The organism is Methanobrevibacter sp., assembly GCF_015062935.1.
In the GTDB taxonomy this organism is placed as follows: domain Archaea; phylum Methanobacteriota; class Methanobacteria; order Methanobacteriales; family Methanobacteriaceae; genus Methanocatella.
In genome coordinates this window covers 152,821-173,376 of the sequence record NZ_SUTM01000002.1, presented here as the reverse complement: position 1 = coordinate 173,376, position 20,556 = coordinate 152,821, and the positions used below count along the sequence as shown (strand labels likewise).

The following is a 20,556-nucleotide window of genomic DNA, read 5'->3' as shown; positions in this document are numbered from 1 at the left end:
CTTTTTCTGGCATTTTACCATATGAAAAAGTGCAAAATTTACTTAATTCATATTTATCAAAATCTAAACTCAAATTTACCACCACTTTTCAAAAATTCTAAATCCAAATCTAGAATTCAAAACCAATCTCCTTTAAACTTTGACGGATTTTTCCTTCAAGTTCATTAGACTCTTTAAATAATTCATCAAGCTCAGAAGTTAATGTTTTCATTTTTTCTTCAAATGGAATACCATCATCTTCTTCAGGTTTAAATCCAACATAACGTCCTGGAGTTAATATGAAGTCATGTTTTTTGATTTCCTCTAAATCACTGACTTTGCAGAAACCTTTTTCATCCTCTAAAGTTCCTTCTTCAAATTTAGTGAAAGTATCAGCAATCAAATCAATGTCTTCATCAGTCAACTCACGTAATTTCCTTGAAACCATTGTTCCCATTTCACGGGCATCAATGAACAGGGTTTTTCCTTTCTGCTTTTTGTCCCTGTTTAAAAACCACAGACAGACCGGTATTCCAGTAGTGTAGAACAATTGTGTCGGCAATGCAACAATACACTCCACTAAATCGTCCTCCACAATAGCTTGTCTGATTTTTCCTTCACCAGAAGTTGTGGAGGATAAAGATCCATTAGCAAGCACAAGTCCTATTTTTCCTCTAGGAGATAAGTGGTGTATCATATGTTGCATCCATGCGAAGTTTGCATTTCCTTTTGGTGGAATTCCATATTTCCACCTTAAATCGTCCTGCAGTTGTTCCTGTCCCCATTTTTTAAGATTGAATGGCGGATTTGCCATGACAAAGTCTGCCTTCAATGTAGGATGCAAGTCATTTAAAAATGTATCTTCCTGATGTTCTCCAAGGTCTGCTTCAAGACCACGTATAGCTAAGTTCATTTTAGCCATTTTCCATGTTGTAGGATTTGATTCCTGACCGTAAATGGATATTTTGTTGATATTTCCGCTGTGGTTTTCAATGAAGTTTTTGGATTGTACAAACATTCCTCCGGAACCGCAGCAAGGGTCGTAAACTCTTCCATCATATGGTTTTAAAACTGAAACCAATGTTTTTACAACACATGCGGGAGTGTAAAACTCTCCTGCTTTTTTTCCTTCGGTTTCTGCAAACATGCTTAGGCAGTATTCATAAGTACGTCCCAAAATGTCTTTTTTATCTCCTTTTTCGGACATCTGGACGTTAGTGAATATGTCTATTACTGCACCAAGTTTTTTCTTGTCCAATTCAGGTCTTGAGAAGTTTTTAGGTAAAATTCCTTTAAGTGATTTGTTATTGTCTTCAATGGCTTTCATTGCATTGTCAATTGTTAATCCGTTTTCTTCAGTGTTTGCTTTTTTTGCAATTTCATCCCAACGGGCTTCCGGCGGGACAAAGAATATGTTTTCTGAAGTATATTCATCAATGTCTTCTTCAAATCCGTCGCCTTCATCGACAAGTTCCTGGTATTTTTCTTCAAACTTATCTGACAGGTATTTTAAAAAAATCAATCCCAATACTACATGTTTATATTCTGCTGCATCCATTGAACCTCTCAGTTCATCGGCCGCATCCCAAATTTGCTTTTCAAATCCTATTTCCGAGGTATTTTCTTTTGCCATTTAATCACCTATGCTGATTCATCTACCCACAATTCACATTGTGCTATAACTTTTTCCATTGCAAATTTCATTTCGCTTGGAGGATAATCATATTTTTTAAGTAATCTTTTTACTGTACGTCTCATTTTAGCTCTTGCAGACTCTTTTTTCTGCCAGTCAATAGTTTTGTTTCTTCTTAAAGACTCGGTAAGTTCGTGTGTAATTTTGATGAGGGTTTCATCGTCATAAAAATCGTGAATGTTTTCGGGAAGTGCAATAACATTGTAAAATGCCAGTTCCTCTTCGGTCAATCCCAATTCTTCCCCTTCATTATGTGCATCGCGTAAAAGCCTTGCAATTCTAATTAACTCTTCAATTACCTCATCATTAGTAATGTGGCCATTGATATAGCTGTTCATGGTCTGCTTCAGTAAATCTGAAAATTCTTCTGATTTTACAATATTTGTGCGTGTATAACCTTTCACTTGGTCATTGAGCAATTTTTCCAAAAGAGAGATTGTCAAATTAGAAGCCTCCATTGCACGCACCTTATCTAAAAATTCTGGATCAAATAATGATACTTCCTCGCTGACATTGATTACATTGATTACGCCGGTGCTTTTAATTGATTGGTTGAGCAGTTTTGTAATTTGAGCGTTGATTTCATGAAATGACAGTTTTTTATCGGAAGAGACTTTAACAAGGACTGTTCTTACTGCCTCAAAGAATGCCGCTTCAAATCTTTCTTTTTCACTGGCTCTGCTTCTGCATAATGACAGCCATTTTTTTAAAAGCAGTGCTTCTTTTAAATATGATTTTTTAGTGTCTTTGCGGGACAGGTCTTCCATGAAGTTCACACCATTTGTGATAACTTTTGACCTTTCCAGGTTGCTGTCTCCAAAGAAATCTGAATAATCAAAGCCATAAAACAGGTCTCTGCAGATTTCCAGTTTTTCCTGGAAGTTAGGATACGCGATTTTGTCAACATCCATATCCCCGTAATTTTTATTGTCCCTTTCCGTGTATTCACTCATCGCTTTTTTAAGATCGGATGCAATTCCAATATAGTCAACGACAAGGCCTCCTTCCTTGCCTTTAAATACCCTGTTGACTCTTGCGATAGCCTGCATTAAATTGTGGCCTCTCATTGGCTTGTAGACATACATTGTTGCAAGGGAAGGAACATCGAATCCTGTAAGCCACATATCAACTACAATAGCAATTTTCATTGGGTCCTCATCATCCTTGAACTTGTTTTCAAGCTCTTTTTTATAGGATTTGTCACCTACAATTTCATGCCATTCTTCTGGATCTTTATTGGAACCGCTCATTACGACCTTAACCTTTTCATCCCAATTAGGACGCAGTTCCAATATTTTTTCATACATTTTAATTGCAATTGGTCTTGAATATGCAACAATCATCGCTTTTCCCGTAAGTTCCTGGGCACGATTGTTTTCATAGTGCTGAACAATGTCAGCGCAGATGTCATCAATGATTTCAGGAGCTCCAAGCAGAGATTCCATTTTACTGAGTTCACGTTTGCTTCTCTCGATATTGTGCTCTTCAGCCTCTTCTCTTAACTCCCAGTATTTATCATCAATTTTTGCAAGAACTGTTTCATCCAGTTTTATCTCTGCAATACGGCTTTCATAGCTTATCGGTACTGTTGCACCGTCTTCTACAGACTGTGTCATGTCGTAAATGTCAATGTAGTTTCCAAAGACTTCCCGAGTGCTTCTGTCAGATTTTGATATTGGAGTTCCGGTAAAACCAATATATGTTGCATTTGGAAGTGCATTTCGTATTCTTCTTGCGGCACCTATTTTTATTTCACCTGTCTTTGGGTCCACTTTCTCTTCAAGCCCGTACTGGCTTCTGTGTGCTTCATCGGAAATTACAATAACATCATCCCTGTCAGTGAGGGATTCTTCGTAATCATCAAACTTCTGCATGGTTGTAAAGAATATTCCATTTGCTTTTCTGTTGTTGAGCAGATCTTTTAGGTTTTTCATGCTTGTAGCCTGTTTTGGGACTTGCCTTAAAAAGTCGCTGCATTTGGCAAATTGTGAGTATAGCTGGTCATCCAAATCATTTCTGTCTGTAATTACAACAAAAGTCGGGCTTTCAAGAACCTGCTGAAGTTTATTTACATAAAATACCATTGACAGGCTTTTTCCACTTCCCTGAGTATGCCAAAATACACCTGCCTTGTGGTCGCTTTCAATAGCTTTAACTGTGGAGTTTACTGCCTTGTTGACTGCGAAATATTGGTGGTATGCGCCTAAAATTTTAACTTTTTTAGTTGAATCGTTTGAAAATGTGATGAAATTCTTTAAAATATCCAAAAATCTGTTCTTTTCGAATATTCCTTCAAAGAATGTTGTGAAATCTGCCCACTGGGTTGATTCATAGCTTCCATCTGTGGTTTTCCATTCCATGAACCTGTCTTCATTGGCTGTGATTGTTCCTGCCTTTGAAATGGACAAGTCACTCATTACACAAAAAGCGTTGTAGTTAAAAAGAGTTGGAATGACCTGCATATATTTTTTTAGCTGAGTATATGCTTCTGATGTATCGGCATCTTCTCTTGAAGGTGATTTCAGCTCACATACAACTAATGGAATACCATTTACAAAAACAACCACATCCGGTCGTTTGGTTTCCTTATCAATTACAGTCCATTGATTGATAACCGTGAATAAATTAGAATCCAAGTTTTCAAAATCTACCAGTTTGACATGAGTAGATAATTCCTCGCCATCTTTCCAGTAATTTATGGAAACCCCATTTTGAAGATAATCCATGAATTTATTGTTTAAATCTTCAAGTGAACCGATACCCAAATCCTGAATAGTTTCAATAGCTTTACTTACCGCTTCACCATCCAGAGACTTGTTAATGAGATATAAATTTTCCAAATCCTGTCTAAAAAGAGGATCCTTATAGTTACGTTCAATATCCGGACCATAATAGCCAGTATACCCTAAAGACTGAAATAATTCCATTATGGATTTTTCATATGAATCTTCATTATATATTTTAATCAACTCCACACAACTTAACAAACAAAGCTCAATATTATATTAATAATAATTTTATAACAACTATTAATTAAATTTAATTAAACAAAGAATCAATCAAAATTACTAATAAATAACAATAACATTAACAATTGGGATTTTCAAATTGGAAGTTAATTAAACTTCTTGATATATATCTCCCTTTAAAATCAAATCCGAAAATCAAAAAGGCCAACATTAATGTAAAACACGACCAATAAAAACAAAGCTAAAACCAACACTTTAACTAAAAAAAATAAAAAAAAGAAGTAAAATCATCTAATTCAATAGACAGAATATTTTTTATACACAAAATTTATGTTAGAAAGCTTGGATTTATTTAATTTAACAAAATTAGTATTATGTTTACATTTTGAAAAATATTTGGCACTTTTACCTAAAACTTTAGAGTAATCGTATCCAGGATTATCATAATTATGTGTTAGAAATACCATATGTCTATAAGCGATTCCACATTGCCCCTCACCATATACAAAATGCATATAAGCTCGTGTTTTTTTATATTTTATTTTTTTCCCAATCTTTACTTTTACTTTAATGAATTTATTGGTTTTTACTTTCACAGAATACCATAATCCTGTAGTGGAAATTCCATAACCCTTAAATTTCTCTCCAACATAATAATAATCATTATAACCTTCATCAAAGAATTTATCCTCAATGCTTGATATTTGATAAAGTTTCTTATATTGATATTTACTTAAAACTGCTTTAAAACCACCAATAGTAAAAGTTCTTTGTTTTAAGGTTGGTTCCTTATATTTTACAGTTACAGTACTGGTTAAAACACTATCAGATGATGAAACTGTTAATATTTCCTTATTTTCAGTACTTGCCAAAACTTCAGAGTTATTTGTTTCATTTACATTTGAAGAATTATTTTCAATAATGACTTCAAGAGCTTCATTTTCATTAGAAAACGAAATGTTATCATTGTTCTGTTCATTTATCGAGACCATATCTTCTGTTTGCTCTTTAACTATATCTGTACTATTATCAACTGCACTTGCACAAGTCATAGTTAAAATAACAAATAAAACCAATAAAATTGCACCCAATGCAACTAAATTTTTAAAGTTCATAATAACTTGTATATAATTTATTGTTAAAATAGTTTAATGAAAAATCAGTGCAAAACTGAAAAATTGACATTAACATTAACGATTGAAATTTGAAAAACACGACGTGATTCGACTCTGGGATATATCCCCATTTAAAATCAAACCCTAAAACCAAAAAGGCCGCCGTTAATGTAAAAAACGATTAAAATAAATGAACAAAACTTTGAAAGTAATAAAATTATCAACTAAAAAAAGAAATAAACCGTAATGGTAAATTACACCATTACCGGTTCTCCACGTTCCCATCTGTCTCTTGCATCACGAGCATCACTATAACTGCTTCCAACACCCTGAGGATGTTCTCCATCAGGATCAACAATTACCCCTTCATCATTATAATAGACATTAATCTCTTTATCATAATGAAGTCCACCACCATTTGATGAACTGCTTGAAGATTGCTGTGCTGCAGGCTGTTCGACAACTTCTTCGTTAATTTCCAAATCTTGAGATGCAGTGCTTCCTGTGTAATTATCATTTCCGGCAAATGTTACATTAACAGCATAATTTCCAGCACTTTTATCCAACTTCAAAGTACCAATACCCTTAGAATCAGTTACAGCAGAAAAATAGCTACTTACTCCGTCATTATCCTTAAGAGTTACATTAACTGTTTGATTAGAAATTCCAGTGCCGTTAATGTCAGTTAATTTAAAAGTTAAGTTATCTCCTTCATACACTGTTTCATTGCTTGTAATGGTTATTTGGGTTTCCTGTTTTGCCACAGACGGTGATAATATCATCACTGCCATTGCAGCTGCAAGAACAACAACCACAATTAAAAGTATTATTATAATGTGTTTTTGTTCCATTTTAATCAGATCCTTCCGTTTTCCCTGTCCTGTTCATACATTTCAGGATGATATTTGTCGTATTTTCCCTCTTCCAGTGATTCCATGTGATAGAGTGCAGGATATCTTTCCGCATACTGACTTTCTGTCATAGGCACCCATTCATCGTTAATGTAAGATCCGTATTTCGATGATGAGGCGGATGAAGACTGGGACTGGCTTTGGGATGATGAATCCTGCTGAACAGCTTCCTGAACAACTTCCTCTTCCTTAATGGTTATTTTTTTGGTGGTGTTGTTTCCTGTAAAGTTTTCATTTCCGCCAAATGATGCATTGACAGTGTATTTTCCCGCATCAAGTTTCAGTTTAAAAGTAGCCTTACCTTTGGAATCTGTCTTTATAGACTTGTTTACAACAACTTTACCGTCCTTATCCGCAACAGTAACATTGATGAACTCCTTTTTTATGGGAGTCTTGTTTAAATCTGTCAGCTTGACTGTAAGATTATCACCTTCATACAAAGTCTTGTTACTTGCAATGGTAATTTTGGAATCCGCTTTTACATCAAAAGGAGATAAAATCATCACTGCCATTGCGGCTGCAAGAATGACAACCACGATTAAAAGAATTATAATGATATTTTTGCTTTCCATTTTTTCACCAATATTATAATATTGGTATTAAAATGATTTAAAGTATTACATAAATCAGTGAAAAACCGAAAATTAACATTAACGGCTGAAATTTGAAAACCACAACCTGATTCGACTCCAGGATATATATCCCCATTTAAAAACAAACTCAAAAATCAAAAAGGCCGATGTTAATGTAAAAAACGATTAAAATAAAAGGACAAATCATCAAAGCAATGAATTTACTAAATAAAAAAATTAAAAATTAGTAATCACCCAAAGCCTCGTCGGCCTTCCTAAAGGCACTTCTTGAAAGCATCCAAACGATTAATCCCAGAATGCATGCACAACATGCTGCCATCATCACGTATGACCATCCTCCAAGTGACCAGAGAAGTGATGCAAGAGCGCTTCCGACAGCACCGAATATGAAGTTGTTTACAACAAAGACCGTATTCAATCTGCTTCTTTCAGACTGTGAGAGATTGAATAATCTGGTCTGTGTCAGGACGCTTATGCCCTGAACGGCAACTGAAACAACCGCCGCAACAATGACGATTGCAACTATTGAATAGCTGAAAAGATAACCGCAAAGCATTGTTACAAGGCCCAAAGCGATAAAGCCACCAAGTGCAGGTACGCTCAGACCCATGTCCTGAAGTTTTCCAATGCCTATACCGAATACCGCTGCGGCAAGTCCCGCAAGGCTTACAAGTCCAATCTGGAAGGTGTCATAATAATAAGGTGCTCCGGAGAGTAAAAATGTCAGTGATGTCCAGAATATGTTGAACACGAGTCCGAATATCAGACCGGAGTGCAGGAGTATCATAGGAAGTGTCCTGTGCCTTTTGAAGGTGGTAAAAACACTTAAAAGTAATCCCTTATATGATTCAAGCCTGTTTTTGGCCGGAATTTCGGGAAGCACATATATCATTACAAGAACCATTATAATGTTGAGAACGGCTGCTATGACGTAAACTGATCTCCATCCCCAGAATCCTGCTATGATTCCGCTTGCAAACCTTGAGAAAAGTATCCCTGTTGTTATTCCTGATGATACGATTCCGACGATATGTCCACGTTCATCCTCACGGCTCAAATCCCCTGCAAGGGGAAGTATTACCTGACCGGAAATTGTCACAAGCCCCATTGAGAAAAGTGAAAGTGCAAGTATAGTAAATGAAGGTGCAACGGCACATGACACCAAAGCAATTACGGAAAGTCCCATCACAATGGATATCATTCGTTTTCGGTAAACGAAATCGCCCAAAGGCACGATAAAGAATATTCCCATTGCATACCCGATCTGGGTTGCTGTAACCAGAAGTCCACCGTTTGCCTCAGGAAGTCCGAAACCTGTCATAATCTGGACTAAAAGAGGCTGTGCCCAGTAGAGATTTCCGATTGCAAGTCCGGAGCATACCGCAAACAGTATTGCCAAAAACTTTGTCATAACTACATTATCACCGTTCATCTTATCACCTGTTATCTAATGAGATATTTTAAAAATTGAATATATAAGTGTAAAGTGGCATCGCTGCCACTGAATGAAAATATAATTATCAAAAGCCACATAATCTTAACCATGACACTGAATCCGAAAAAACTCACCTATTATGAAAAGAAATATGAGAGAAATCCTCTTGAAGACACGCTCAAGTTCATGAGCAACAAGTGGACGCTGCATGTTTTAAGGGATCTGTTTTTGGGAAAAAGTCATTTCAATGAGTTTAAGGTTAACAGACCGTCACTTGACAACAAGGCGCTTTCAAGATGCCTTAAGACAATGCAGGAAAATGATTTGATCTACAAGAAAGACGATTCGCTAAACACTGAGTATTTTCTAACAGAAAAGGGAAGGTCGTTGAATAAGGTGTTTTATGAACTGTTGCTGTTCGCTCTTGACACTGACGTTGATAACGACTACTACAGCGAATATGAAAAAAAGGAACTTAAGGAAATGTATCTGGAGATTCTGGAGCTGAAATAGATTTAAAAAAATCTATTCCTGATTGCTTAAAAGAACCCCTCCGACTCCTACATTATCTCCTTTTCTTTCGTTGAAAAGGACGTATATCATTTCTATTGGAATTCCGGTTACTTTTGAAGCGGATTCACTGAATTCTTTTGCTAAAATTTCTTTTTGTTCTTTTGTTAATTCTCCTATATCAAAACTAATTACTGGCATTTTATCACCAGTTGGAAATTTCGTTTTTATTAATAAATAGTTAATGTGGCAAAAATGCCACCTTAAAATGGATTTGAAAGAAAAGCAGTAAAAAGCTGAACATTAACGTTTGGTATTTTAAAAACCCAGTCTGATTCGACGCCAGGATATATATCCCCATTTAAAATCAAATTCAAAAATCAGAAAGGCCGACGTTAATGTAAAACTCAATTAATTAAAAGAAAATAAATACAATAGCTTTCAATTAAAATGCCAAAAAAATAAATAAAAACAGGGTTTCAAAAAACCCTAGAAATCATGACTGCATCTGACGGAAACGGTATTGCAATTTACAAACTCTGAAGTTCCGTCAATCTGATGCACCAGCTGATCAAAAAGCAGCATCCTCATCTCGGAATCTTTTAATGGCTGGCTGATGCCTGACCCGTTGTCTGAATAGGTTAAAAGACATTCATCACCATTCTCTTCGACCCTGAAGGAGATTTTCTTGTCTGCAACGCCCTCAAATGAAAATTCAAATGACAGGTCAATCATTTCATTTAAAAGCATCATCAGGTGAAACATTGCCTTAGGACTTATGCGGATGTCATCCTCGCTGTCGTTTGAAAATGCAATACCCTCTCTCATGTAGTGGTCATTTAGAATATTTAGAAATTCATTCAGAAAATCCCTTGTGCATATCAAATCGTCTTTTGAGTTGTACATCAGGTTCTGTATTGCTGAGATTGATGCGATTGAAACATAGGAGAAGTTGACAATTTCCTCATCGTCGATTCCGAATCTTTTCTGGAGTTTCATGTATGCCATGAGCGCCTGAAGGTCATTGTTGAGCCTGTGGTTGAACTTCTTAATCACTTCCCTTTTTTCATCGCCGCTAAGTGTATCTGTCATATTACCACCTCATATGTTAAGCTCCACACTTTTGTTGTTAAGCAATCTGTCGAATGTGGATGTAAACCAGTTGTAGTTCTTGTTTTCCATGTTTGCCATCATGTCCTCTACCCTGTCATCGATTTCCTTGACGTAGCTTTGGTTGTTGTAGTCATGGGTTGTGAAGTAGTGGATTTCTATGCAGTAGTTCCTGTCCTGTTTTGTGAAGATATATACAACTCCCATGTGGTCGAATGTTGTGTTTGTGTCCCTTGAAGGGTTTGTGTAGTATTCCCTTGTGACGTTTTTACCTCCCAGCTTTATGATTTCGCTTTTAACTGTTACATATCCTCCGTCTTCCATCGATGCAAGCCGTGCTTTGGACTGTGGACCCATGTAGTCTTCGGGCCAGTCGTCCCATGCGTCGAATATGACGTATCCGTTTGTCATTGCGTTTCCGCTTTTTCCGGTCATGTTCATTTCGTCTGTTGTGTTCCAGTGGTCCGGTACCACGTAGATGGAGTCCTGAAACTGAAGGGTTTTGTCTGTCTGGAAACTTAGGAAACTGTTTATTGAGCCCAGATTAACCACAACAGTGAGCAGGACCAGTATAAGTATGATATAAGCTATCTTTTCTCTAAGCATCATTATTCTATCTCTCCTACAGGTATGTCTTCGTTTTCTACACCTTCAACTTCCTCGTCACCGGTGTGGACTGTTTTTGCCCATGTCCTTTCCTTTCTTGTAAGCATCTGGTATGCTGTTATGAAAAACAAAGGAATCAGGTGGAAACAGTAGAGCCAGTAGCCGAAAACTCCATATAGCAATTTGAAGAAGTTCACTCTGTCACGTGCAAGTGTTATCACCGCTCCCGGGAAGAATCCGAATGCGGATATGATTCCGATTATAAGGGGAGCGTCCATTCTGATTATTGTAACGCCGTGGAATACGAACCATCCGATGAGGTTTACCGCAAAGACGATAAATCCAAAGAACACAAGCATGTTAAGGCCGTAGAATGCAACGTGCTCTAAAACTCCGAACATTCTGAATACAGGCATCGGTGAGCGGATGATTTTTACTCCGTAGATGAAGAGTGTTTCGAAGTTTCCTATTGCCCATCTGGCCCTTTGACGGAAAAGCTGCCTTAATGTAGGAACAGCTTCCTGATACACCCATGTCTCTCCGCAGTAGCGTATCGCATATCCTTCAATCATGAGCTTCACACTTAAATTCAAGTCTTCTGTGATTGCAAATCCGTCCCAGCCTCCGCCGCCGTAGATTGCGTCCTTTTTAACAAGCTGGCCGTTTCCGCCTAAAAATCCTGCCTTTCCAAGGATGTCCTTTGCACGGACTATGTTTCCAAAACCCGCAAGTTCAACGTGCTGCATGTAGGTTAGCCAGTTTTCGTCCTTGTTGTACATCTTGATACGTGACTGGACTCCCTGAACCTCAGGGTCGTTGAGGTAAGGTATGATTTTGGTTAGAAAATCAGGGTCAACCCTCGCATCTGCGTCAAATACGGCCACAACTTCCCCTTTGGAGATTTCAAGGGCGTCGTTTAAAACGAATCCTTTTCCTTTTCCTGACCGTGGAGGCACACGTGTGATTATCTTGAGGTGAGGGAACTTGTCCTTAAGACCTTCAAGCACTTCGCCGGTACGGTCCTCTGACCCGTCGTTGCAGACAATGAGCTCGAAGTTTACCTTTCCGTCAAGGTAGTAGTCCATTGATGCAAGGCTGGTTGCGGTTTCTGCGATTGTGTGTTCCTCGTTGTGTGCAGGAACAATGAGTGTTACGAATGGAGGAACGTCCCATTCGGTTACAGGGTCAGGCTTTTTGAGGCTGACGATTGCAAGAAATACCATGATTGCTGAAGGAATGAGAAGCACCCACTGAAGCCATGTGACGTTTCTCATGAAAAGGCTTTCCACAATAAGGATTATGCTTATCCCCAATATTATTGCAACATCTGTCTTTTCGACGATAAGCTCCTTATTTTTTTCTGAAACCTTGTCTTCGGTTTTGATGATTGTCTTTATGTCCTCTTCATGCTTTCTTAAAACCATTGCAACTGTAAGCTCCAGCTGCTTGAGTGAGTATGGTTTTGACAGGTATCCGTAGGGTGCTGTTTTAAGGGCTTCAAATGATGTGGCATCGTCTGTGTTTGCTGTTAAAAAGATTACCGGAATTCCCATTTCACTTATCTCCTTTGCAGCCTGGATACCGTCAACATCCCCCTTCAGCTGAATGTCCATAAGGACCAGGTCCGGAAACAGCTCTTCTGATTTCTCGATTGCATCCGTTGCTGTGTCAAATGTGTCAATGACTTCATAGCCCAGATCTTCAAGGTCATACTTGAGGTTCAGTGCAACGATTGATTCATCCTCTACGACAATGATTTTTTCCTTTTCATCAGGGTCTTTTTCCTTGTAGTGTCTGATTGCATTGTCTGACAGTTTGTATTCCTCTTTTGCCTTCTGCTGCAGGTCAGCATACTCCAGGTAATTCTGGTAGTCCACATTTTCGCCTGCAGATTCTATTAACTCTCTTTTGCCACTTTCCAATTGTAAAACATCTTCAGATTGATCTTTGTCCTTGGCAATCCCTCTGGCCTCATTGACCTTTTCTGATTCAACAGACTGACGGTTGATTGCAAGGGCAACGTTTTTTGATAAAGTGTTAATGTCATATGGCTTTGGAATGAATGATGATGCAGGTGATGTTGATATTGTTTCGTTGAATGTTATGTCGTCGGAGTTTGCGGTAAGATAGATTACAGCCAAATCCAGGGCAAGAATCTTTTTTGCCGCCTGGATACCGTTTATATCCCCCTTGAGGTTTATGTCCATTATCGTCAAATCCGGACGGTATTCAACTGCATTATCAATTGCATCGTCACCGGTGTCTACAATTCCAATCACATTATAGCCCAAGTCCTCCAAATCATACTTGAGGTTCAGTGCGATTATGGATTCGTCTTCAACAATCAGTATTGACTTTGAAGTGTTGTCATCTGCCATATGATTTCACCCCCCAATAGCTTAATAAAAAATAAATGTCATCATAATATTTATAATAAATATACTATATTGTTAATACTATATATAATTATCAACATTTTACGTAAAAATTACATTTCATTCAGATTTTGCTGAATAATTAAACTTAATCTGAACAGTTTAAAATCAGATTTTATGCTGGCAAAACTATTGCAGCCTTCCGCTGTCATTCCAGTTTCCGACCATTTTGCCCTTTTTTACGGATTTCATGAAATTTGCAAGTTTGCGGTCAAGCTCATCCTTATTTTTCTCTTTTTGAATGTTTGAAATCTTTATACGTCTGTAGAGTTCGGGAAATCCTGAAAAGTTTTCCCATACCTCGCCGTTGCTTTTTAAAACTTCAAGAACATGGTCGTCAATGACAAACTCCTCATCCAAATCGGGAAGTGAGCGAAAGCCGCTTTCAGTCATTAAATCATTATCAATCAGCCATCTGCAGCGCTCCTTGTTGAGCTCAGTCCAGTTGCTGTTTTTTCTGCGGGGTGAAAATCTCTGCATGCGCACCCCGTCAATCTTAGCGTGGGTTGAATCGATCCAGCCAAATGACAGTGCAACATAGACCGCATCGACATATGAGAATTCACCCTCCTCGATTTTTCCCCTTTTGCAGTTTACCCAGCACTCCTTTTGAGTTGAATGGTTCTCTTCAAGCCATCTTCTAAACTCTTCAGGGCTTCTGCAGTCCAAAACATTAACAGGCCCCATATGAGTATTCTCCTTTAAAGGCAAAATTCAGTCCTTTCCGATGACGCCAATCATCAGTGACATGTCCTTTGATGACACAGTAATCAGATTATCGTCTTCCGTGAAGCTGAATGTATAGCTTCCGTTTCTGTCAACAAGATATCCTTCAACAGAGCCGAACATTGTCTGTGATGCAGTGACGTTTTTGGTTGAGTTGACCTCTTTTATTTCGCCATCTTTAACGACACTGATATTTAGGGTGTTGTTTGTCCCTTCAAAAAACATGTGTGTTGAGTTTTCATCGACAAGAGTATAATCGGCAAGTATTGTGAAGTTGAATCCGTTGAGGGTGTAGTTTTCAACTTCCCTGTATGCGAATATTCCGTCCTGTGCAGTATAGCTTTCAGCACTCACAAAACCCGCAAAAGCCAGAACCGCAAGACATATGATTAATATTTTTAATTTCATGTTAAACATTATATACATTATACTTAAAAATACTTTACCATTAATAAATTTAGGCTTATAAAAATTCTTTAAATCAAATTTAGGCACATAAAAATAAGTAAACGTTTAAATAATAGCTTTAAAAGATTATTATCTATAACACTTCCCGTGTTATACTAAAAAAATTTTTTTAGTTTAAGTCTATCTTGGGTTTTTCCAAGATATACTTAACAAATGACTATTTTTAATACTTATTTTTACAAATTTTTCAGTAAAGTTTAATTATCCGGTCAACATATAGATTTAATTATCGAATAACTGACAGGAGGCTAAAAAGATGGCTCAAAAAAATATGGCCATTGCAATCATAATATCCTTCCTTTTGACAGGTCTTGGAATCGCATATGCCGGAGATGTGAAAAAAGGACTGATATTCTTCGCAATAGCAATCGTTTTAAATATTCTGGGTATGTGGGTATCATTCATATTTTCCATCATAAGCCTAATCTTCTGGGTTTATGCTCTATACCAGACATATCTTGAAGTCAAAGCCGTAAACGGCTATTAGGGATAATTCACTAACGAATTATTCCTTTTTTAATTATCTGATGTAGATATCCATTAAACTTTTTTTGAAAAACAGCTAAAAGATTAAAATAATCATCGAAAGATTAAATAATTAAACTACTTTTAAAATTAAAATCAATTTAATCAGGTCTAAAATCAATTATATGACAGGATAATTTCAGGCCAAAAAAATCAATAAAAAAAGAATTTAAGGGAAATAGAATTAACTATCTCCGCCGGCAGGTTTGATTTTTGTCAGTACGAATGCAAATACCAGAACCGCCACAATAATTATAACATCAATTATTATCTCAAATGTCTTTGCAGTTGAGAAGAGTTTTACAATACCGATAGCCCACATGATAATCAGAACTGTTGGAAGCAGGTATTTGATTACAAAAGTCCAGATTTTACCGACTTTGAATGTGGAAGTTTCGTTCAATGCAGGAAGGAAGTGTTCAACACCGTAGAACCATGCAAATATGATACATTGAACTCCAATGAGAAGCAGTATTCCGAATTCATTGACAAATGAGTCGATGATTCCGACAAGATAGCTGCTGATACCGGTAGTTAGTATTAATGAAAAGACACATCCTATAATGGAGAGAACAGTTGCGGTTTTCTTACGTGACCAGCCGAGTTTTATGGAAGTTGAGTTCAGCATCGGTTCGAAAAATCCTAAAGCGGAAGTAATTCCTGCAAACAGAATAGCCAAGAACAACAATGGGGCGAGCACACGTCCAACAGAACCCATAATGTTGAAAATCATTGGGAATACGATAAATACCAGTCCTGTACCTTCAGTCACCAGCTGGACCATAGGTGTTCCCGCCGTAACTGACATGTAACCCAGAATTGAAAATACACCGAATGCAGTACATATTTCAAAAAGGGAGTTGGATGAAACTACAATCAAAACATTGTCGATAAGCTTTGAGTTTTCAGGCAGATAGCTTGCATAAGTTAGTGCAATAGCCTGACCCATACTTAATGAAAAGATGATTTGAGCAAATGCGGCAAGCCAGATGTTAATGTCAAAAAGCATATTCCAGTCCGGCTTGAGCAGTGTATCAATACCGACGCCTGCACCAGGAAGTGTCAGTGCGTAGACGATGATTATTCCCATTATGATGAAGAGAGCCGGAATAAGTATCTTTGAAACCTTACCGATACCCTTGTCAACGTCCCTGTGGGAAATGAACCATAAGATTACCCATAAAATTGCAACACCGACAGTTGTTGGAATAAGCAGGAAGCTTGCATTTGAAAGATTTGAGCTCCCACCGACGTTCTGCACAAAGTAAGCCGCTGTATCTGTTCCCCAGTTGAATGTGAAACTGCTTAAAAGGTAAACCAAGTCCCAGCTCAGAATTACCATATAATAAATTGTAACTATAAACACGAAAAGAACCAGTATCCAGGCAATGATTTCAAATTCAGGCTTGATTTTCTTCATTATCTTTGAAAACGATTCCTTGAAACTGAATCCCACACCATATTCTAATATTAAAAATGGAACTCCCATGATAGCGATTGCTATAAAGTAAGGGATGAAAAATGATCCTCCACCATTAGAATACAGCACATAGCTGAAACGCCAAATGTTACCTAACCCAACAGCAGCCCCGATCATAGCAAAAATAAATGCCAATGACGAATCCCATTGCGCTTGTTCAGACATACATAAATTTTTATAAAAAGTTATATAATAAAGTTTACATATGAATGTTTTTGACAAATTTATAATGGGAGACACATCCAGCATAAACTGGTGCTTTGAAAACAGACATTTCATCCAAAGACTTGATGAAAACGGGATTTCAAGAGAATATATTGTGGACTGCCTATTAAATGAAGAGCCTATCAGCTGGGAGCACGTTGAAAGGGAAAAGTATGCGGCAGTATTTAAGGCCCCTCCTTCAAAGGACTATAAGGAAATAAGGGTCCTGATGGCTTGCAGCGGCAATTCCATAGACCTTGTAACAGTAATGAGAAACAATGAAACAACAACCAACCGCCAGAACAAGCAGTACCAGTCACAAAAAAAGAAAGATATAGAAAAAAAGCGCCTTAAAGCGCTTTCAAAAAGAAAATGGTAATCAATAAGGATTATACCTTATTGAAATTCAATGCATAAGTTAGACCTATTCTAAACAGCATTACTCCTTTTGCCCCGCCGCTTTTAGCAGCCTTGGCATCCTTTAGAAGTTCGGATGTGGACAGACGTTTGGCGTTGCTGTCAGACTTGTATGCCTGAAGACCGGTCCATACCTGCGCACCGTTGGAATCCAGGACAAATGCCTTGGTTACATAATTAAGCCATGTTGTAGTCTTGTGGTAATTTCCCTTATATGCCATAGGAACAATGACATCAAGATATTTTGTCATTGTAGGAATGTCCTGACCATAATAATAATCTGTCATTCCAGGCTCAGGCATTACGGATGATGACATTATGCAGTTGGACTTTACCTTTCTTACCTCAACACATGCCTTTTTAACAAAGTAGTTTATTACCTTTACAGCATCACCGTAATTAGGTGCGGTTCCGCCGAATCTTGTATAGTCAAGATGTATTCCGGCAACACCCTTCATTTTGGCATAGGTTTTTGCCAGCTTGATTTTCTTGTTCATGTAGCTGTACTTGAAGGAGCCGTCCTTGTTGATTGGGCTGATCCATTTTCCGTCATAGAATATCTGCATCCAGATATGCACCTTGATTCCATATTTGGCGGCCTTTGCAATCCATGATGTTACAGCGGATTTTCCGAAAAGGTTTATTGAATAGGAATGAAGGAAAATGTGTTTGGTTCCCTTGTTTTTAAGGTTTTTGAGATTGACCTTTTTCATGGACTCTCCCCACATCCAGTATCCGTTTCCTTTGGCGATTGGAGCTTTAACCTTAATGCTGTATGAACCGCTTGAGGAAAGATAAGGATTGTTTGCCTTGAAGGAGTAGGTAACCTTGCGTGTTCCCTTTTTAAGGCTTAAAAATATCTGTGCGTAACCTTTTGAATTGGTTTTTGCAGTGTAGGTCTTTCCGCTGACCTTGAATGTTACCTGCTGGTTTTTGACTGCACTTCCTGAAGTTGTAAGAAGACGGACAATAAATACCGATTTTGAACCCTGCCTGTAATTGATGTTCTTGTCAGCCACACTTAATTTAGTATTATATGGACTTTTTACAGTGATTTTAGCAGTTCCGTTTGATGCAGTGTAGTTTTCATCACCTAAAAATGAAAATGTAGCTGTGTAGGTTCCTTTTGTAAGCTTAACGTTGACTGTTGCAGTTCCGTTATCGTCAGTCACCCTGTCGTAAGTCTGCTTATTCAGACTGATTGTAACCGGTTTTGATGCTAAAGCTGTGCCGTTTGAAGTTAATGTTACGCTGAATTGAGTTGTAAACTTCTCATAACCTGTTGTTGGTTTGGCTGAAATTTCACTTTCCTGAACGACGTTATCCTCTGTTGAGTTGGCTACATTAACAGGGCTTGCATCATCCAGAATGATGTCGGCATTATCGTCGAGCTCAACAGCATCAGTTGCATTTTCTGCAGCTGAAACCGCTGAAAGAGACAATAACGTTAATGTCAGTATTAGAAATATTAAAATCCTTTTCATAAAATCACCTATAAACTGTCGAAATCGAAGAAATTGAATAATGAATATCTAAATATAATCACTCCCAATGCTCCTCCCATTATAGCATGGTTTGCATCGTTCATCAAAGTCAGGGCAGATAGCTTATTGACATTGCTGTCTGACGCATATCCCTGAAGACCTGTCCATACATCGGCCCCGTTTGACTGGGATACGAATTTTGAAGTCACTGACTTAATCCATGAAGTTCCCTGACCGTAATTGCCTTTATAAACCATAGGAACAATGACATCCAGGTATTTGCTTATTGTCGGAATGTCCTGTCCGTAATAATATTTCATTGAGGAAGGCTCAGGCATTACCGCTGCTGAAACTATTAAATCAGGGTTCAGTGCGTGCAATTCGCTGCAGGCCTTTTTGGTAAAGTAATTGATTGCAGCAACACCGTTTGTGTGCTTGTATGCAGTGCCAGGGAATCTCAGATAATCGAAGTGTATTCCCGCAACACCGTCGATGCTTGCATATTCCTTTGCCTGCTTGATAATTGAATTGAATAAGCTGTATTTATACTTTCCATTGCTGTCTACCGGAGAAATCCATCCTCCCTTATAGAATGCCTGCATCCATATGTGAACGTCAATGCCGTAGCTTCGGGCGGTACTGACGAAATTGGAAACTTCCCCTTTGCCGTAAAGCTCAAAGGCGTAGAAGTTTAAAAATATCTGGTTGATGCCCTTGCTGGCCACAGTCTTCAAGTTGACCTTTTTCATGTCAGATCCGAAAAGCCAGAATCCGTTCTTTTTGGAGCCGTCGTCAACACCCTTTACCTTGAGGATGTATGTGCACTGGGATTTCTTGTAAACATCAGTATTGTAGGAGTTGACCTTGAGTGTGTAAACTCCCTTTTTAAGATTGACTGTAAATGAGGCTGAACCGTCCTTGGCAGTTTTGACAATATAGGTCTTTTGATTTACCTTAAAGACTATGCTTTTGTAAGGTATAGGATCGCCTCTGATATCCCTGTATTTGATTGTAAACGGTTCAGGAGTTTTAGCCTTATAGTTAAGAGTAATCTGATTTGTAATTCTTGTAGGCATTCCTTTCTTAACAGTTATCTTTGCTGAACCGCTGGCCGCTTTGGCGTTGGTGACACCTTTGAACTTATACTTGATTGTATATGAGCCCTTTGCCAGATTGATGTTCAGTGTTGCCTGACCTTTGGAATCAGTCTTTTTGGTATATGACTTGCCCTTGATGGTGAAAACCACGTTTTTGTTGGGCATCTTGATGCCGCCGGTGGACAGTGTAACTGTGAAAGGATTTTTAGCCCCTGCATAGGCAACATAATTTGAACCCTTAATCTTGGATGCGGTGCCTCCGGTTATTGTTATTGTTTTGGAACCTTTAAGCGGAGTATATCCAACCTCCTTGAATGAATATGTCAATTTATAGGTTCCTTTAGCATACAGATTAACATAGACATGTCCTTTTGCATTGGTGGTTAAATTTGAAACCTTACCCTTGTAGCTGACCTGAACTACCTTTTTTGATAGGGGATTTCCCTTTTCATCCAGAATCTGGATATCATATTTTGAATTTTGAACAAAAACAGTACCGGATGATGTTTTTGCGGTTGTACCTATTTTCTTTTGAGCCGCAGCTGAGCTGTTGGCCTGCAGAGTATCATCGCTTTCCGCTTTAAGTTCATCATCCACATCTAAACTAATACTTTGTGAATCATCATTTTCATAAGATTGTAAATCATCTGTTTGGTTTAAATCACTTGCACAAACTGCACCCACACAAAGGAATACAGCTAGAGCCATGCAAATGATAAATACCGATTTATATTTGATTATATCACCCTCTATTTTAAATTTCACTCCATGTTTTGCAATATAAAATTAAATAGATTAT

18 protein-coding genes are annotated in these 20,556 nt (G+C 37.8%); 3 read left to right on the top strand and 15 right to left on the bottom strand.

Annotated features, from left to right (window positions below; translation table 11 throughout):
* Window positions 1–109 precede the first annotated feature (109 nt).
* The 6 genes from E7Z81_RS01670 to E7Z81_RS01645 form a co-directional block, all read right to left on the bottom strand.
* Complete coding sequence (locus tag E7Z81_RS01670; RefSeq protein WP_292743277.1) at window positions 110–1,612, bottom strand: class I SAM-dependent DNA methyltransferase; 1,503 nt, start codon at window positions 1,610–1,612, stop codon at window positions 110–112.
* An 8-nt stretch (window positions 1,613–1,620) separates the two neighbouring features.
* On the bottom strand, window positions 1,621–4,641 hold the full coding sequence (locus tag E7Z81_RS01665; RefSeq protein WP_292743275.1) for a type I restriction endonuclease subunit R: 3,021 nt from the start codon (window positions 4,639–4,641) through the stop codon (window positions 1,621–1,623).
* Window positions 4,642–4,937: 296 nt separating this feature from the next.
* Window positions 4,938–5,756, bottom strand: coding sequence for a hypothetical protein (locus E7Z81_RS01660; RefSeq protein WP_292743273.1), 819 nt, complete (start codon window positions 5,754–5,756; stop codon window positions 4,938–4,940).
* A 254-nt stretch (window positions 5,757–6,010) separates the two neighbouring features.
* The gene (locus E7Z81_RS01655; protein WP_292743271.1) at window positions 6,011–6,607 is read right to left on the bottom strand and encodes an Ig-like domain-containing protein; all 597 of its coding nucleotides are present in this window, start codon (window positions 6,605–6,607) and stop codon (window positions 6,011–6,013) included.
* A gap of 5 nt (window positions 6,608–6,612) precedes the next feature.
* Entirely contained in the window at window positions 6,613–7,239 is a 627-nt protein-coding gene (locus tag E7Z81_RS01650; RefSeq protein WP_292743269.1) for a hypothetical protein, read from the bottom strand.
* A 244-nt stretch (window positions 7,240–7,483) separates the two neighbouring features.
* Window positions 7,484–8,692, bottom strand: a complete 1,209-nt coding sequence (locus tag E7Z81_RS01645; protein WP_292743267.1) for an MFS transporter — start codon at window positions 8,690–8,692, stop codon at window positions 7,484–7,486.
* 111 nt (window positions 8,693–8,803) lie between these two features.
* On the opposite strand from E7Z81_RS01645, the gene E7Z81_RS01640 reads away from it, so the two are divergent.
* Window positions 8,804–9,208: a helix-turn-helix domain-containing protein gene (locus E7Z81_RS01640; protein ID WP_292743265.1), complete on the top strand. Its 405-nt coding sequence runs from the start codon at window positions 8,804–8,806 to the stop codon at window positions 9,206–9,208.
* Between the two features lie 12 nt (window positions 9,209–9,220).
* Here the strand turns inward: E7Z81_RS01640 and dmpI are convergent, their stop codons facing one another.
* The 6 genes from dmpI to E7Z81_RS01610 form a co-directional block, all read right to left on the bottom strand.
* The gene (gene dmpI / locus E7Z81_RS01635) at window positions 9,221–9,406 is read right to left on the bottom strand and encodes a 4-oxalocrotonate tautomerase DmpI (protein WP_292743263.1); all 186 of its coding nucleotides are present in this window, start codon (window positions 9,404–9,406) and stop codon (window positions 9,221–9,223) included.
* 288 nt (window positions 9,407–9,694) lie between these two features.
* Complete coding sequence (locus tag E7Z81_RS01630) at window positions 9,695–10,297, bottom strand: sensor histidine kinase (RefSeq protein ID WP_292743261.1); 603 nt, start codon at window positions 10,295–10,297, stop codon at window positions 9,695–9,697.
* 9 nt (window positions 10,298–10,306) lie between these two features.
* Window positions 10,307–10,924 carry a hypothetical protein gene (locus tag E7Z81_RS01625; protein WP_292743259.1) on the bottom strand — a complete coding sequence of 206 codons (618 nt, stop codon included), beginning with the start codon at window positions 10,922–10,924 and terminating at the stop codon, window positions 10,307–10,309.
* A complete protein-coding gene (locus tag E7Z81_RS01620; protein ID WP_292743257.1) occupies window positions 10,924–13,299 on the bottom strand; it encodes a response regulator in 2,376 nt (791 codons plus the stop codon). The genes E7Z81_RS01625 and E7Z81_RS01620 overlap by 1 nt, the downstream gene beginning before the upstream one ends.
* A 186-nt stretch (window positions 13,300–13,485) precedes the next feature.
* Entirely contained in the window at window positions 13,486–14,043 is a 558-nt protein-coding gene (locus E7Z81_RS01615; RefSeq protein ID WP_292743255.1) for a YdeI family protein, read from the bottom strand.
* 27 nt (window positions 14,044–14,070) lie between these two features.
* A complete protein-coding gene (locus E7Z81_RS01610) occupies window positions 14,071–14,490 on the bottom strand; it encodes a hypothetical protein (RefSeq protein ID WP_292743253.1) in 420 nt (139 codons plus the stop codon).
* Between the two features lie 316 nt (window positions 14,491–14,806).
* Here E7Z81_RS01610 and E7Z81_RS01605 point away from each other — a divergent pair, with 316 nt between their 5' ends.
* On the top strand, window positions 14,807–15,037 hold the full coding sequence (locus tag E7Z81_RS01605; RefSeq protein WP_292743250.1) for a hypothetical protein: 231 nt from the start codon (window positions 14,807–14,809) through the stop codon (window positions 15,035–15,037).
* A gap of 222 nt (window positions 15,038–15,259) precedes the next feature.
* Here the strand turns inward: E7Z81_RS01605 and E7Z81_RS01600 are convergent, their stop codons facing one another.
* Window positions 15,260–16,720: a sodium-dependent transporter gene (locus E7Z81_RS01600; protein WP_292743248.1), complete on the bottom strand. Its 1,461-nt coding sequence runs from the start codon at window positions 16,718–16,720 to the stop codon at window positions 15,260–15,262.
* Window positions 16,721–16,760: 40 nt separating this feature from the next.
* On the opposite strand from E7Z81_RS01600, the gene E7Z81_RS01595 reads away from it, so the two are divergent.
* Window positions 16,761–17,138: a DUF4258 domain-containing protein gene (locus tag E7Z81_RS01595; protein WP_292743245.1), complete on the top strand. Its 378-nt coding sequence runs from the start codon at window positions 16,761–16,763 to the stop codon at window positions 17,136–17,138.
* A 10-nt stretch (window positions 17,139–17,148) separates the two neighbouring features.
* On the opposite strand, the gene E7Z81_RS01590 is transcribed toward E7Z81_RS01595, so the two are convergent.
* Both E7Z81_RS01590 and E7Z81_RS01585 read right to left on the bottom strand, forming a co-directional pair.
* A complete protein-coding gene (locus tag E7Z81_RS01590; protein ID WP_292743243.1) occupies window positions 17,149–18,660 on the bottom strand; it encodes an Ig-like domain repeat protein in 1,512 nt (503 codons plus the stop codon).
* Between the two features lie 8 nt (window positions 18,661–18,668).
* Window positions 18,669–20,465 (bottom strand): Ig-like domain repeat protein, encoded by a 1,797-nt coding sequence (locus E7Z81_RS01585; protein WP_292743240.1) that lies wholly within the window; start codon window positions 20,463–20,465, stop codon window positions 18,669–18,671.
* Window positions 20,466–20,556 lie beyond the last annotated feature (91 nt).

Coding starts and splice junctions, on each gene's coding strand:
- E7Z81_RS01670 (WP_292743277.1), bottom strand. CDS start 1,612: ATGGCAAAAGAAAATACCTCGGAAATAGGATTTGAAAAGCAAATTTGG.
- E7Z81_RS01660 (WP_292743273.1), bottom strand. CDS start 5,756: ATGAACTTTAAAAATTTAGTTGCATTGGGTGCAATTTTATTGGTTTTA.
- E7Z81_RS01655 (WP_292743271.1), bottom strand. CDS start 6,607: ATGGAACAAAAACACATTATAATAATACTTTTAATTGTGGTTGTTGTT.
- E7Z81_RS01650 (WP_292743269.1), bottom strand. CDS start 7,239: ATGGAAAGCAAAAATATCATTATAATTCTTTTAATCGTGGTTGTCATT.
- E7Z81_RS01645 (WP_292743267.1), bottom strand. CDS start 8,692: ATGAACGGTGATAATGTAGTTATGACAAAGTTTTTGGCAATACTGTTT.
- E7Z81_RS01640 (WP_292743265.1), top strand. CDS start 8,804: ATGACACTGAATCCGAAAAAACTCACCTATTATGAAAAGAAATATGAG.
- dmpI (WP_292743263.1), bottom strand. CDS start 9,406: ATGCCAGTAATTAGTTTTGATATAGGAGAATTAACAAAAGAACAAAAA.
- E7Z81_RS01630 (WP_292743261.1), bottom strand. CDS start 10,297: ATGACAGATACACTTAGCGGCGATGAAAAAAGGGAAGTGATTAAGAAG.
- E7Z81_RS01625 (WP_292743259.1), bottom strand. CDS start 10,924: ATGATGCTTAGAGAAAAGATAGCTTATATCATACTTATACTGGTCCTG.
- E7Z81_RS01620 (WP_292743257.1), bottom strand. CDS start 13,299: ATGGCAGATGACAACACTTCAAAGTCAATACTGATTGTTGAAGACGAA.
- E7Z81_RS01615 (WP_292743255.1), bottom strand. CDS start 14,043: ATGGGGCCTGTTAATGTTTTGGACTGCAGAAGCCCTGAAGAGTTTAGA.
- E7Z81_RS01610 (WP_292743253.1), bottom strand. CDS start 14,490: ATGAAATTAAAAATATTAATCATATGTCTTGCGGTTCTGGCTTTTGCG.
- E7Z81_RS01605 (WP_292743250.1), top strand. CDS start 14,807: ATGGCTCAAAAAAATATGGCCATTGCAATCATAATATCCTTCCTTTTG.
- E7Z81_RS01600 (WP_292743248.1), bottom strand. CDS start 16,720: ATGTCTGAACAAGCGCAATGGGATTCGTCATTGGCATTTATTTTTGCT.
- E7Z81_RS01595 (WP_292743245.1), top strand. CDS start 16,761: ATGAATGTTTTTGACAAATTTATAATGGGAGACACATCCAGCATAAAC.
- E7Z81_RS01590 (WP_292743243.1), bottom strand. CDS start 18,660: ATGAAAAGGATTTTAATATTTCTAATACTGACATTAACGTTATTGTCT.
- E7Z81_RS01585 (WP_292743240.1), bottom strand. CDS start 20,465: ATGGCTCTAGCTGTATTCCTTTGTGTGGGTGCAGTTTGTGCAAGTGAT.